This is a genomic window from Vibrio ponticus, from assembly GCF_009938225.1.
GTDB lineage: Bacteria > Pseudomonadota > Gammaproteobacteria > Enterobacterales > Vibrionaceae > Vibrio > Vibrio ponticus.
On sequence record NZ_AP019658.1, the window covers coordinates 422872 to 437049 of the forward strand.

The window sequence follows — 14178 nt, forward strand, 5'->3', positions numbered from 1 at the left end:
GAAATTTACATGGCTAATATCGTTTTAGCACGTATTGATGAACGTCTAATTCACGGTCAAATTCGTCTTCAGTGGGGCAAGCATTCTGGTGCAAATACAATTCTAGTTGCTAACGATGAAATTGCACAAATGGAACCACTTCAAGCACCTTTCAAAGCCTCTGCGGGTAGTGATTTTGCAGTGTTATTCCGTACTATTGACCAAACTATTGCCAACCTACCTAAAGCAGGTATGGACCGTAAGATATTATTGTTGTGTAAAAATCCAACTGATTTTGCAAAAATCGTTCAAGGTGGAATTAAATTACCAGAAATTAACATTGGTAATATGCATTTTCATGAAGGGCGAGTAGTTGTTAATAAATATATTAACGTTGATAAACATGATATGGCTGCGTTTAATGTTTTGCGTGACCATGGAAGTGTAAGCACTATTCAGCATATGCCTGAAAGTGACAAAGAGTGCATTTTTGAAATGACAAAAGATTTACAAATCTAATATCCAAGGTGAACCAAAATGTTAATGGAAGCTATATTAGTCGCAGTATGGGCGGCATTATGTGGCATCGATAAATTCGATGTATTCACAGGTATCCACCGACCTCTGGTAACAGGTACGGTTGTGGGTTTAATTCTCGGTGACCTGCAAATGGGTCTCATTGCGGGTGCAACATTTGAGTTAGCATGGCTAGGTCTTGTTGCGAACGCAGGTGTTCAGCCACCAGATACAACAGTTGGTGCGATCGTTGGTACTATGTTTGCGATCAAACTAGATATGACGCCAGAAGCCGCTATTGGTATGGCAATTCCTTTCGCTCTAGCAATGCAAACATGTGTTCTTTTCCTATTTACTTCTTGTGCACCAATGATGCAGAAAGCGGACGAATATGCAGAAAGTCTGAACCTGAAAGGGATTGATAAGCTTATCTACATCGGTCTAAGTGCTCGTGCATTGCTATACGGTGTGGTTGGTTTCTGTGCAATCTACTTTGGTGTTACAGGTGCTGAATTCATTCAAGAATATCTTCCACAAAGTATCGTGAAAGGTATGGCGATTGCTGGTGGTATGATGCCTGCAGTAGGTTTCGCAATGTTACTACGTACTATGTTTAACGTTGCTATCTTGCCTTACTTCTTCTTAGGTTTCGTGTGTTCAACATACTTTAATATGCCAATTCTAGGTACAGCACTTGTGTTTACGTGTGTAGCTATCTTGGATTACATGAACAATAAAAAGTCTGACACTCCTCAAGCAACGACTCAAACGCAGGTATTTGACGATGAACTCTAATGCAGAAATGACAATGAACCCTGATCAGTACCATGAAGATGCGGTATCTTCAGTAATCAGCAATACTGATAGTTACAGTGATCAGGCAGTAAAGAAAGTAATTACGAAGCAAGACCTGTGGAAAATTGGCTTCCGTGGTCTTTTGATGGAAGGTAACTTTAACTTTAACCGTATGCAGGCGGGTGGTTTCTGTTACTCAATCAGCCCAGCATTGAAAAAGATCCACCAAAATCCAGAAGACCTTAAGAAGGCGTTAAAGAACAATTTACAGTTCTACAATGCAAACCCTAAGATGTTTACCTTGCCTCTAGGTCTAGCGATTGCGATGGAAGAGAGCAAAGAAAAACCATCAACAATTGCGTCGGTAAAAGCGGCGACAATGGGTTCAGTATCGGGTGTGGGTGATGCACTAGACCACTCGGTGATGTTACCGCTAACACTTGCTATTGGTAGTTCGATTGCTTTGCAGGGCAACCCACTAGGTGTTTTGGTCTTCTTTGTCCTTTACCAAGCATACCGTATTCCAATGTACTTCTGGTTGCTATTCCTTGGTTACAACGCAGGTGTATCTGCGCTTGAGAAACTGTCTGACCAAGCGGAAAAACTAGGTCGCGCTGCAAACATCGTCGGTCTTGGCGTTATTGGTTCGATGGTTGCAAAATATGTAAAAGTTTCAACGGTGATTGAGCTTGAAGCGGGCGCTGCTGATATTAGTTTACAAACAGGCATGCTAGATAAATTAATGCCTAACCTACTGCCAATGGCACTTGTATGGTTGATGTACTACCTAGTGAAAAAAGGTAAATCTCCAACAGCACTTATTTTCGGTATCCTATTTGCTGGTGTAAGTGGTCATTTGGTCGGTATTTTCTAATAAAGGTTTATTATGATTGGTATTATTGTTTCCGGGCATATTAATTTCGCAACCGGCATGCAATCTGCTGTTGAAGCAATTGTTGGTGAGCAAGATTCTTTAGAATTTATTGATTTTGTGCCAACAATGACAACAGAACAATTAGAAGAACAAATGCTGTCTTCAATTGAAAAAATGAACGATGGGTCAGGGGTTCTTATTCTGACAGACGTTCCTGGTGGTTCTCCTTGTAACCGTGGTGTAGCTATTATGCTCAATCGCAGTGATGTCAAAGTCGTTGCGGGTTGTAACTTGCCAATGATTACAAACGCTTGTTTTGAGCGTGACGGTGTTTCACTAGCAGAGTTAACTGAGATTGTTTGCGAGATTGGCGCTCAGTCAATGAAAGATATGGCGAAAGAAATCGCCATGTTAGAGAATAACAATTCAGATTCATTCGAAGACGAATTATAAATAATATTTAGCTCCTAATTTAGATTAACGGCACTACTAAATTTAATTCAATATAACTCCCCCTTTTATTGGATTTGTTTAGTCAGGTTAGTAGTGCCTTTTTTTATAAGAATTATATTTCCTCACGAATTTTTACATCTATTTCCTACAAGGTAATTAGATGTAATAAGGCTAATACATGAATAATGGTCAAATCTTAGAACAAATGAAGCGAGTATACAGCTGGCAGCGAGATAATCGCACCCGCTTTGTTACTCGTAGTACTGGCAAAAAACGCTTTTTAAAAGCGACTGATTGGGAACGTGGTGTATTTTGGTTATCGGTTGCGCAGGCATGGCAAGCGACTAAAGATAATGAGTACTTGGACGGTTTACTCGATTTTACGCTGAATACGGGCTTCCGCCCTGGTCCTCTACCACGCTTTGCTGATGATCATGTTTGTATGCAAGCGTACTTACCGCTCTATCCTCTGTTTGATATGCCAGAAGCAGTCGAATACGCAACAAAAGCTTTGGATATTATGGTCGATGAACCAAAGCCGGGTCGCGAAGATTGGTGGTGGTGTGATTCATTGTTTATGGCACCGCCAGTTTTTGCCGGTCTGACGGTTGCAACCGGTGATGACAAGTACCTTAACTATATGGATAAAGCATGGTGGGATGCGGTTGACAATCTATTTGATGCCGAAACCAATCTTTACTACCGCGACAAACGTTATATCCCAAATGCAGAAGGGACAGAACTACGAGAAGCGAATGGCGAAAAAGTATTTTGGAGCCGCGGTATTGGTTGGGTTTTAGCTGCTGTGCCACGAATTTTAGCTCACATGCCATCGGATTATCCAACGCGTCAACGTTACCTTGACATGTACTGTGCTTTGGCTGCTGAAGTAATTAAGTATCAGCAAGCGGATGGTTTCTGGCGTACTAGTCTACTTGACCCAGAAAGTTTCCCTGCTCCGGAGAGTAGTGCGACATCACTGTTCTGCTACGGCTTAGCATGGGGTATTGAACAAGGGCACCTAGACCGAGAGACTTACTTGCCAGTAGTAAATAAAGCATGGGCTGCGTTGGAAGGTTGTATTCATGAAAATGGCATGATTGGTTGGGTTCAGCTACCGGCCTTTAACCCTCGTGATGTTGAGTTTGAACACAATATTGATTATGGCGCAGGTGCTTTCTTACTTGCCGCAACAGCTATGTTAGCGCTGACAGAATAATCGCTCCTCAACTTTGGCTGGCCGCCACGAAGTTAATGGATATAGCAAAAAATTAGGATGGTTATATATGAGTAAATTAGTTTACGTAACAGCACTTTTACTAGGTAGCAGCCTAGCAACAAATGTTTATGCTTCTGCAGACAGTGAGTATCTAATTGAGTATTCTGCTCAGTCACCAGTTATCGACGGGAACCCAACGGATACCGCTTGGGATGATGCAAATACCTTAACCCAGTTTAGCTTTCCGTGGCGCAGTCAACTTGCACCTGCAACAGAGTTTAAAGCGCTGTGGAACGCAGATGGTCTGTTTTTTCGCTACCGTGTAAGTGACGAAAATATTGCGATTGGTACAGACCCAAAGCGCGCCATTTTAGATTCTGACCGTGTCGAGATGTTTTTAGCTAAAGATAAGCAGCTAACGACTTATTACACGATGGAAATTGATCCGAAGGCTAGGGTGTTTAGTGCGAAGGCTTCTTATGATTCAGAAAACAAAAAAATTGGTCAATTAGATAGCACTTGGACATGGCCAGGATTAGAAACTCAAGCAACAATCGTTGACGGTGGATATATCGTTGAAACCAAGATTCCATTTATGACATTGACCTCACTTGGGCTTTGGCAAGACGAGCAGCAAACCGAACTAAATTGTGCATTGATGCGCGCCGAATTCACGCAACAAGCAGACGGTAAGTTGGATATGGGCTGGATGACTTGGATAGATCCAAATACACCTAAGCCGAACTTCCATAACCCTTATACTTTTGGACTGTGTAAATTAGTGAAATAGAATAGTCCCTGCTTATTTAAAGACACATAAAACAAATTAATCGAGAACAAAAATGAAAATTGCTCTAACTATGGAAAATAGCCAAGCGGCTAAAAATGAAATTATTCTAAAAGAACTTCAATATGTAGCTGCGCAAAGTGGCGACGAAGTATTTAACGTTGGTATGTGTGACGCAGAAGACCATCACCTAACTTACATCCACTTAGGTATTCAAACTTCTATCTTGTTGGCGGCTAAGGCGGTTGATTTTGTATTCACAGGTTGTGGTACAGGTCAGGGTGCTTTGATTGCATGTAACGCTCATTCAAACGTGGTTTGTGGTTACGCGATAGAGCCTTCTGATGCATTCCTATTTACACAAATCAATAACGGCAACGCATTGTCATTAGCGTATGCGAAAAACTTCGGTTGGGCAGCAGAACTGAATGTGCGTGGAATTTTTGAAAAAGTCATGATGTCTGGTTGCGAACGTGGCCAAGGCTACCCAGTTGAACGTGCGGTACCTCAACAACAAAACGTTGCGATCCTGAATGATGTTAAACGTGCGGTTGCTAAAGATTACCTAGCAAGTTTAAAAGCGATCGATGTTGAATTAGTACGCACAGCTTGTCGCGGTGAACGTTTCCAGAAATGTCTATTTGAAAATAGCCAAGTAGATGAAATCTCGGATTTCGTTCGTGAAATCTTGAACTAATCAGCGTCAGTACTTTAAAAGACAAGACCAATCAATTTGATTGGTCTTTGTGTTTCTATACGGTGTGCTTTTTTAGGCGCGCTATCCGGAGGCGAAATGACAAAATTTATTCAAGCATCAGAACGCCCATATATCCCATGTGAGCATCCTGATTTAAACCAGTATTTACAGCTTTTCAAACAGAACCTTATTCGTTGTAAGCTCAAGCGTCGCGATTTTGTTGATTTGGATGAGCAGATTATTGCTGTTTTTAAACAAAACACAGAGCTAAAAGTACAATGTGAATCTCTGGTTGATTATGTCGCCGAAGCTTTTGAACATTATGCGGTATGGGATTACAGTCATGCCTATTATCCTGGGGTATCAAGTCAGCAGACCGCTCGATTAGACGCTATGGAGGGCAGCAGTCGTGTGCTCCCAACGCTTGCTGCGTGGTTGCATGCCAATCCCAATACTGCTTTGAAAAGTTCGACACTAAGTGAAGCACAATTCAATTTGGTTGATTGGATTAAGTGCGCGTTTCTTGCGGGCACCAACCCTCATCATTCTGGTTATTGGGGAAATATCGAAGACTATGATCAAAGGATCTGTGAAAGTGCTGACTTGGCATTAGCATTATGGCTAAGTAAAGAGCAAGTATGGCAAACATTGGCTTCGGATGAGCAACAACAGATCGTTACTTGGTTTACTCAAGTCAATCATGTTGAAACCGTGGACAATAATTGGCACCTTTTTCCACTAACGGTTCAATTGGTAATGAAAGATTTGACCGGTGAAGATCATGTTGAGCATCATCGTTACGCACGCGTGAAAGAGTTTTTTGTTGGTGATGGTTGGTTTCGCGATGGGGCAAAAGGCAATTATGATTATTACAATGCTTGGGGTTTTCACTATTCACTTTATTGGTTAGCGCAAGTTGACCCTGAGTTTGATCCACATTTTATTCGCCATAGCTTAAGAACGTTTAGCGACAAATATCGTTACTTTTTTACCCCGCAAGGCTTCCCTTTATTTGGGCGCAGTGCGTGTTATCGTTTATCTGCTACCGCCCCTTTAATTGCCACTCTTGATGTGTGTGGCGCCAATGTACCCAACGAATATCTCGGGCAGTTTAAACGCGCGTTCAAAACCAACCTCAGCTACTTTATCTCCAATGGGGCACTACAAAAAGGACGTCCGACTCAAGGCTTGTTTGCCGATGATATTCGTCTTACAGACAACTATAGTGGTCCGGCAAGCAGCTTTTGGTCTTTAAGAGCACTAAACATCGCCTTATTCTGTGGTGACAGAATTGGCTTATGGGAAGCGAAGGAGCAGCCGTTAGAAATCGAAAAAGAGAGTTTTATGTTCTCTTTAAATGGTCCCAATATGTTGGTGGTTGGGATTCAAGAAACGCAAGAAGTGAATGTGATCTTTAAGAATGATTATATTAAGGAGCAAACGCCGCAATCGAGAAAACTTGCGTCACAATCGAGACTTAAAAAGTGGCAGGAGAGGTTGGTTGGTCGTGCAGAGCGACCGAAAAACAATCTATTACGCAAAGGTGTCACAAGCTATAGTTCGAAGCTATTTCATTTCTTCTAGCTATTGATTAGATGCTCGGTTGTTTTGCAACTAGATACTCCATTTTGGCTTCTAAACAGTAATGGAGATCTAGTTGCTCGACTCGCGCTAATCTACTGGTTTTCTGAGTGATAGCCTAATTGCTCTGATATCCGATTTGCGGCGGTTTGCAGTAGCTCAACATAGTAAGAAAGGCGTTCTTCATCGAAACGAATGGTTGGAAAAGAGATTGAAAGACCAGCAATCACCTGTCCAAATCGATCATAGACAGGGGCAGCAATGCAGCGCAAGCCAGGCTCTTGTTCTTCATTATCCTGTCCATATCCCTGTTCTCTGACAAGGATCAACTCTTCGATCAGTTGGTCGACGTTCTCCAGCGTTTTATCCGTGTGTTTGACAAAAGTAACATCGGCGAGCGCTTGCTTCACAAAATCAGTTTCACGCTCTGCCAGCAATACCTTGCCAATCGCTGTGCTGTATAGCGGATTGCGGCGTCCAATTCGAGATTGCATGCTTAGGTTATAGCCTGAATCGATTTTGTGGATATAGATAATACCATCTTCATCCAACGCACCAAGGTGAAGAGCTTCATTGGTTTGCTCAGCGATAATGCGCATCTGTTTATCGGCAATAGCAATGAGATCGACGTATTCCAGCGATTTCGCACCAAGCTCAAACAGTTTCAAGGTTAAGCTGTATTTATCCGCTTCACCTTCTTGAGCGACATAGCCCAACATTTTCATTGTTTGTAGGAAGCGGTATGTGGTTGCTTTAGACATCATCAAGCGTTGAGAAAGCTCAGAGACACCGATGTCTTTTTGCTCCCCAAGAGCTTGAAGAATGCTGAATACCTTCATTACCGAAGAGACGGCTTCTGGCTGAGTGGCCTTTTCCATTGTTCACCTTGTGCATGTTGGGACATGTTGAATTGGGTTCATTATACATAGCACGCTTAGTGCCGCTACTAATTTAAATTGCGACTCAATAAAATTGAAACGATGTTTTGTTTTTGTTAGGTGGTTTTGTGATGCGTACAGTTATTTTTGAAACGATGTTTTAAAAATAACTGTACGGCTTTTCATATTGTTGTTATTTTGCCTGAACAGAGTGAAATTTGTGCTGAAAACCTTTCAGCACTTAATGCAGTTTTTAAGGAATAGATATGATTCTTAATTCGTTCAATCTTCAAGGTAAAGTGGCTATCGTAACTGGTTGTGATACTGGTTTAGGTCAAGGTATGGCGCTGGGTTTGGCTAATGCTGGCTGTGATATTGTTGGTGTAAACATCGTTGAGCCAACGGAGACGATTGCACTTATCGAGCAAACTGGACGTAAGTTTGTTGATGTTCGTGCTAACTTGATGAAGCTTGATGATATCCCTGCAATTGTTGATCGTGCAGTGACAGAGTTTGGACGTATCGATATTCTGGTGAACAATGCAGGTATCATTCGTCGCAACGATGCGATTGATTTCTCAGAGCAAGATTGGGATGACGTAATGAACATCAACGTTAAGTCGGTGTTCTTCCTATCTCAAGCAGTGGCAAAACAGTTTATTGCTCAAGGTCAGGGCGGTAAGATCATTAACATCGCATCAATGTTATCGTTCCAAGGTGGTATTCGCGTTCCTTCATACACCACATCAAAGAGCGGTGTGATGGGTGTTACACGTCTAATGGCGAACGAGTGGGCTAAGCACAACATTAATGTTAATGCGATTGCACCTGGCTACATGGCAACCAATAACACGGCTGCACTGCGCGCTGATGAAACTCGCAACAAGGAAATCCTTGACCGTATTCCTGCAGGTCGCTGGGGCGAGCCTTCTGACTTGGCTGGTCCTTGTGTATTCCTAGCATCTAATGCTTCTGATTACATTAATGGTTACACCATTGCAGTGGATGGCGGTTGGTTGTCTCGTTAATCGAGTAGCAATCACGAAGGTCCATAAAGGTGGGTATTTTCTCTGAGCCGTTTTCGATAGCACAATTATTTGGCTTGTTAAGCTTTGCTCTAGGCTTATCCACCTTTTACCAAAAAGATGACCGCCGCTTAAAAATTGTAATGCTGACTCTCAATCTTAATCATTTGATTCATTACTTATTGATGGGGTCATCAGTTTCAGCATTAAGCTCACTTCTTTCGGCTTTTCGAACAGCGACGGCAATCTATCTCACTCCTCAATGGCTCTCACCGAAATGGGCTGCTGCCTTTTTTGTTATTGCTAGCACGCTTTTTGGTCTTAGTATTGCCGACTCGATATGGGATTTATGGCCGATACTTGGCACAGCAATTGGTTCCTATGCGGTATTTATGCTGCAAGGTATCAAGATGCGTTTGGCGTTTTTGGTCGGTGCCAGTTGTTGGCTCATCAACAATATTATGCTGGGATCGATAGGAGGGACGTTGCTGGAGTTAAGTGCGATATCAGTCAATTTGTTTACCATTACTCGTTTGATTCGAGATCAGAAACGAATGATGGTGGAGAGTTGAATTTGAACAGTTGTCTGTCACTTTTTCGAGTTCGAAGCGTGTTAAGAAACAAGCCCATCTAAGCAAGATACTTGTATGGGCTTGTGTTTAATACTGTTATGCTTTTCTTGGTTTCTTCGCTTGGAACTGTTTAATACTCTTCTTACTATTGGTGCGACGGTTGGCTTTTTTATCGCGAGGTGCGCGTTTGCTTGCGCCACTTGACGGTTTATCGGTCACCGGAAATTCTGCCATCTCCACCAGTGGTAAAGCTCGCTGGGTCAACTCTCTTATCGCATTGAGCGCCGCGGTTTCCCCGTGACACACTAAAGAAATTGCCACGCCTTGTTTACCAGCACGAGCAGTACGACCGACACGGTGAACATACACTTCGGCATAACTTGGTAGCTCAAAGTTGATCACCGCTGGCAACTCATCAATATGAATGCCACGTGCAAGTAAATCGGTGGCAATCAGTACGCGCGCTTTGCCAGATTTGAACTGCTCCAACGCTTCTTCGCGCTCTTGTTGCGTTTTGTTGCCATGCAAACACGTTGTTTGAATGCCCGCCTTAGTCAACTTCTTACTAAGGCTATCAGCATTCTCTTTAGCGCCGATGAACACCAATACCTGTGACCAATGGTTTTGTTCAAGAAGGTGAATTAGAGCCTTAGTCTTGCTGCCTTTGTTAACCAGATAAAGGGTTTCTGCGATGTCTTGGTTAGTGCTGTTTGCTTGGTGCGCGGCAACTTCGATAGGTTGGAACATCAATTGCGAGGCTTTCTGTTTTAGCTCGGTTGAGAAAGTGGCAGAAAACATAGCGGTTTGACGTTTGGCAGAAATTTGACCAACAATATTTTGTACATCATGCCAAAAGCCCATATCAAGTAGGCGGTCTGCTTCATCCAGAACTAAACGAGTAATACGTGCTGCGTTTAGTGCTTCGTCTGCCAATAGATCAATCATGCGCCCAGTTGTGGCAACGATAATCTGCGGATTACTAGCGAGCGCTTGTTTCTGTTGTTCTTTATCAACGCCACCTGTTAGGCATACAGTGTTTAGCTGAAGTTTACTCGCGATAGCGTCAATCGCACTGGCTACTTGGGTGGCGAGTTCTCGAGTTGGCACCAGAACAAGGGATTGCTGCTGCAGGTTATCTTCTAAAAGCTGCTGAATCAGCGGTAAACCATAAGCCAGTGTTTTTCCGCTGCCTGTATTGGCTAAGGCGAGCAAATCTTTACCCGCAACAAGTTGAGGGATGGCGAGTGTTTGAATCTCGGTTGGACTCTTAATGTCATTAGGCAGTGCAGTAATAATATCAGCACTAAGAGTAAGAGATGAAAATGACATAATAGGTTTACCTTTAGGTTGAAAGCAGTCGTGCAGCATTGAGCAGGCGCGCACTTTAGCATAGAGGGTATATCTATCTGAACAAGTATTTATTCGTTGTTGGGTAACTTACTGAACAACGATTTATCCCGATGGAGACTCATTGAGTGACTTGGTGTTTTAGAGCGGCTGTGATTGGGGATGCGATCGACATGAGTAAACAAGTTGTTAGTAACCAGAGATGATCTCAGTGGCTTTTACACAGTAATTAAAATGAGGGATTTGTTTTCTGTTTGTGGTTATATTCTGACAAACGAACAAAATTTGTGATATTTTGCTCATTAATTGATTGTTTAAACGTTTGCATAAGTTGTAATTGCGACAAAGATCGCTTTTAGACACTAGCAATGTGTGTACTATCCGCGCCGCGTCGGATTGGGCTAATGGATGCTCGGCTCAATTTGGTAAAGTGAATAAAATGTAACTAAATCGGATGGTTACCTATTCTTTGCTATTCCAGACCACTCTCTACACAGCAATACCCAACAGAAATCGAGCTATGAGACTGTCTTGGGTGGTTTTTTGCTATCCAAAATCCGCTGCTGTGTTAAGCATTATTACGCCGCCGTGCATTGAGTTAAGGCGGTATGCATCGAGACTTATTGCTTGATGCATTTTTGTGGTTTTAAAGATGGTTAATAATACATTTACGGTTATGGCAAAGCCGGTTAGTGATAGATGCAATTTGAAGTGTGAGTATTGCTTCTATTTGGGTACCAAAGATTCTTTGAGTGATAAACCGTTGGATACTATGAGCGATGAGACGCTCGAGTTATTCGTTGAAAAATACATTCAAGAATCGCCAACCCCGCAAATCAATTTCGTTTGGCAAGGTGGCGAGCCCACTTTGGCTGGACTAGAGTTTTTCCAAAAAGCCGTCGCGTTACAAAAAAAATACGCCAATGGCAAAACCATCACTAATGCGCTGCAAACCAACGGCATGACCCTCAACAAATCGTGGGCTGAATTCTTAAAGCAACATCAATTCTTGGTCGGTATCTCTTTAGATGGTACCCAAGCTGCGCACGACCATTATCGTATTACTACCTCAGGCAAAGGTACTTACCAAACGGTTAAAGAGAGCATCAAACTGCTCAATCAATATGGGGTTGAGTACAACGTATTGTGCACAGTGAATAGCGCCAACTGGAATAAGGGTAAATCGGTCTACAACAACTTAAAAGAGATCGGCGTTCGCTACATTCAGTTTATTCCGATTGTCACGTACAAGAAAAACACGCCGGTGAACTTCACCGTGCCAGAGAAAGGTTTTGGTAAGTTCTTACTTGATGTATTTAAAGAATGGGTCGAGCAAGACATCGGCTTTATGTTTGTGATGAACTTTGAAAGCACACTTTCTTACTATGCCAATGGGCACCCACTGATCTGTTTTAACCAAAAGCAGTGCGGAGCACCGTTAGTGATTGAGTCAAATGGTGATCTTTATTCCTGCGATCACTTTGTTGAAGACAAGTATCGAGTAGGCAATATCGCGACAGACTCGTTTGCAGAGTCGATTCAAACCCCCGCTCACACCAAGTTCCTCACATTACGTAACACGACGAAATGCCAGAAGTGTGAATTTTTGCCGATGTGTAATGGCGGCTGTCCTAATCATGCCAAGCCAAATGGTGAAAATCACCTTTGCCAATCCTACAAGATGTTCTTCAAAAATACCCAAGGTGCGATGAATTACATCGTGCGCAATATCCTCTGAGTTAGAGGGTGTCACAAGGAAAGAATAAACAGAATTCTCTACAGCTTGCTTTCGCTGCGGTGGGAGCGAGGTGTGGTGGGTAACGGATCCAAGTATTGGATTTTCTATTCGAAGGAAAAATAATGAAAAAGACATTACTAGCAAGCACCATTGCAATGACTGTGATGGCCACATCAGCTTGTGCAAGCAATGCAACAACGGAAACAAAATCGGCAGACAAGCCAAACGTGGTACTTTTCTATGTCGATGACCTTGGCTATGGAGATTTGGCATCTTACGGTCACCAAATTGTTAAGACGCCAAACATTGATGCGCTTGCCGCACAAGGGATTAAATTCACCCAGTACTACGCGCCAGCACCGCTGTGTTCACCTTCACGTGCGGGTATGCTGACAGGTCGTACTCCATACCGTACAGGTATTCGTTCTTGGATCCCAGATAGCCAAAACGTACACATTGGTTGGGGTGAGCGTACGCTTGCTCACATGTTGCAAGACGAAGGCTACAACACGGCGCTGATGGGTAAAGTGCACCTAAATGGTGGCGCGCACATGGATGATCACCCACAAGCGAAAGACCTAGGTTTTGACTACTCATTTGCGATGTACGCGGGTTGGCAAAAGAATGCCAAAGTAGAAAAGCCTCGTGAAGATGGTAGCCTACGTCATGGTAAAATTTACCCTGATAACTTTATCCGCAATGGTAAACCTGTCGGTGAAACCAATGACTTCGCTGGCGGTGTGGTTGCCGATGAATCTATTCAATGGCTAAACAGCATCAACAAAGAAGAGCCGTTCTTCTTGTATGTACCATTCCCTGAAGTTCACACGCCAATCGCGTCACCAAAAGAATATTTGGACATGTACAGCGATTACATCACGGATTTCGCGAAACAGAATCCAGATCTTTACCACTGGGACTGGAAAGGTCAGCCATATCGTGGTCAAGGTGAGTACTACGCCAACATTACTTACATGGATGCACAACTTGGTCGTATCGTTGACGAGTTGAAAAAGCTGGGTGAATACGACAACACGATTTTCCTATTCTCATCAGATAACGGACCGGTAACCCGTGAAGCGCGTAAGCCATGGGAACTGAACATGGCAGGTGAAACAGGTGGTTTACGTGGTCGTAAAGATAACTTGTTTGAAGGTGGTATTCGCGTACCGCTAATTATGGCAGGTACTGGCATCAAACAGGGCAGTGCATCCCATGAGCCAGTTTATGGTCTAGATATTGTGCCAACACTGTCAGAAATGATTGGTTTTGAATTGCCAACTGACCGCGCAATTGATGGTGTGTCATTTACTACCGCATTCAAAGGTGGCGAAGTTGAACGTAGCAAACCAATGGTTTGGACCATCGACATGCCTTACCAAGATGACCCAATCAACGAATACGCAGTGCGTATTGATGATTACAAGTTGATCATTGACCGCGACGGTAAAGGTAAATACCTGTTCAACATCGAGGAAGACCCATATGAGGTGTTTAACCTAATTGGTAAACCTGAGATGAAGTCGAAAATTGATGAGCTAACGAAGGCGTACCAAGAATACCGCAAAGAGATTGAAAGTGATGAGATTCTACTAAACCATCACAGCAAACCTAAAGCGTAAAGTGATTACCCCCTGCCAAATGCAGGGGGTATTTTTTATCAGCCCTAAACCACTACTTCAAGCGGTAGTAATTATTTAGTGTTGGTAGTAGGGAA

The 14178-nt window shown here is 42.9% G+C and carries 14 protein-coding genes; 12 read left to right on the forward strand and 2 right to left on the reverse strand.

The annotated features are described in order from the left end of the window. The first annotated feature begins 9 nt into the window (after nt 1-9). The 8 genes from GZN30_RS16395 to GZN30_RS16430 all read left to right on the forward strand — a co-directional run bounded on the left by GZN30_RS16395 (nt 10) and on the right by GZN30_RS16430 (nt 6904). The gene (locus tag GZN30_RS16395) at nt 10-498 is read left to right on the forward strand and encodes a PTS system mannose/fructose/N-acetylgalactosamine-transporter subunit IIB (RefSeq protein WP_075648783.1); all 489 of its coding nucleotides are present in this window, start codon (nt 10-12) and stop codon (nt 496-498) included. 18 nt (nt 499-516) lie between these two features. Further along, nucleotides 517-1290: a PTS N-acetylgalactosamine transporter subunit IIC gene (gene agaW / locus GZN30_RS16400; RefSeq protein ID WP_011149451.1), complete on the forward strand. Its 774-nt coding sequence runs from the start codon at nt 517-519 to the stop codon at nt 1288-1290. Next, nucleotides 1280-2164: a PTS system mannose/fructose/sorbose family transporter subunit IID gene (locus GZN30_RS16405; RefSeq protein ID WP_011149452.1), complete on the forward strand. Its 885-nt coding sequence runs from the start codon at nt 1280-1282 to the stop codon at nt 2162-2164. The genes agaW and GZN30_RS16405 overlap by 11 nt, the downstream gene beginning before the upstream one ends. A 12-nt stretch (nt 2165-2176) precedes the next feature. Continuing rightward, the gene (agaF, locus tag GZN30_RS16410) at nt 2177-2617 is read left to right on the forward strand and encodes a PTS galactosamine/N-acetylgalactosamine transporter subunit IIA (protein ID WP_011149453.1); all 441 of its coding nucleotides are present in this window, start codon (nt 2177-2179) and stop codon (nt 2615-2617) included. A gap of 178 nt (nt 2618-2795) precedes the next feature. Further along, nucleotides 2796-3836, forward strand: a complete 1041-nt coding sequence (locus GZN30_RS16415; protein WP_075648784.1) for a glycoside hydrolase family 88/105 protein — start codon at nt 2796-2798, stop codon at nt 3834-3836. Nucleotides 3837-3903: 67 nt separating this feature from the next. Next, on the forward strand, nt 3904-4626 hold the full coding sequence (locus tag GZN30_RS16420) for a CBM9 family sugar-binding protein (RefSeq protein ID WP_011149455.1): 723 nt from the start codon (nt 3904-3906) through the stop codon (nt 4624-4626). Between the two features lie 52 nt (nt 4627-4678). Then, nucleotides 4679-5320, forward strand: a complete 642-nt coding sequence (locus tag GZN30_RS16425) for an RpiB/LacA/LacB family sugar-phosphate isomerase (RefSeq protein ID WP_075648785.1) — start codon at nt 4679-4681, stop codon at nt 5318-5320. Between the two features lie 96 nt (nt 5321-5416). Beyond that, nucleotides 5417-6904, forward strand: coding sequence for a DUF2264 domain-containing protein (locus GZN30_RS16430; RefSeq protein ID WP_075648786.1), 1488 nt, complete (start codon nt 5417-5419; stop codon nt 6902-6904). A gap of 92 nt (nt 6905-6996) precedes the next feature. Here GZN30_RS16430 and kdgR read toward each other — a convergent pair whose 3' ends face one another. Further along, nucleotides 6997-7779, reverse strand: a complete 783-nt coding sequence (gene kdgR / locus GZN30_RS16435) for a DNA-binding transcriptional regulator KdgR (RefSeq protein WP_075648787.1) — start codon at nt 7777-7779, stop codon at nt 6997-6999. A 266-nt stretch (nt 7780-8045) separates the two neighbouring features. On the opposite strand from kdgR, the gene kduD reads away from it, so the two are divergent. Both kduD and GZN30_RS16445 read left to right on the forward strand, forming a co-directional pair. After that, a complete protein-coding gene (gene kduD / locus GZN30_RS16440; RefSeq protein WP_075648788.1) occupies nt 8046-8807 on the forward strand; it encodes a 2-dehydro-3-deoxy-D-gluconate 5-dehydrogenase KduD in 762 nt (253 codons plus the stop codon). A 23-nt stretch (nt 8808-8830) separates the two neighbouring features. After that, entirely contained in the window at nt 8831-9376 is a 546-nt protein-coding gene (locus tag GZN30_RS16445) for a YgjV family protein (protein ID WP_075648789.1), read from the forward strand. 96 nt (nt 9377-9472) lie between these two features. Here GZN30_RS16445 and GZN30_RS16450 read toward each other — a convergent pair whose 3' ends face one another. Next, on the reverse strand, nt 9473-10705 hold the full coding sequence (locus GZN30_RS16450) for a DEAD/DEAH box helicase (protein WP_075648790.1): 1233 nt from the start codon (nt 10703-10705) through the stop codon (nt 9473-9475). Nucleotides 10706-11375: 670 nt separating this feature from the next. Here GZN30_RS16450 and GZN30_RS16455 point away from each other — a divergent pair. Both GZN30_RS16455 and GZN30_RS16460 read left to right on the forward strand, forming a co-directional pair. Next, the gene (locus GZN30_RS16455) at nt 11376-12461 is read left to right on the forward strand and encodes an anaerobic sulfatase maturase (RefSeq protein WP_075648791.1); all 1086 of its coding nucleotides are present in this window, start codon (nt 11376-11378) and stop codon (nt 12459-12461) included. 122 nt (nt 12462-12583) lie between these two features. Then, on the forward strand, nt 12584-14083 hold the full coding sequence (locus GZN30_RS16460; RefSeq protein WP_075648792.1) for a sulfatase family protein: 1500 nt from the start codon (nt 12584-12586) through the stop codon (nt 14081-14083). The last annotated feature ends 95 nt before the right edge of the window (nt 14084-14178 follow it).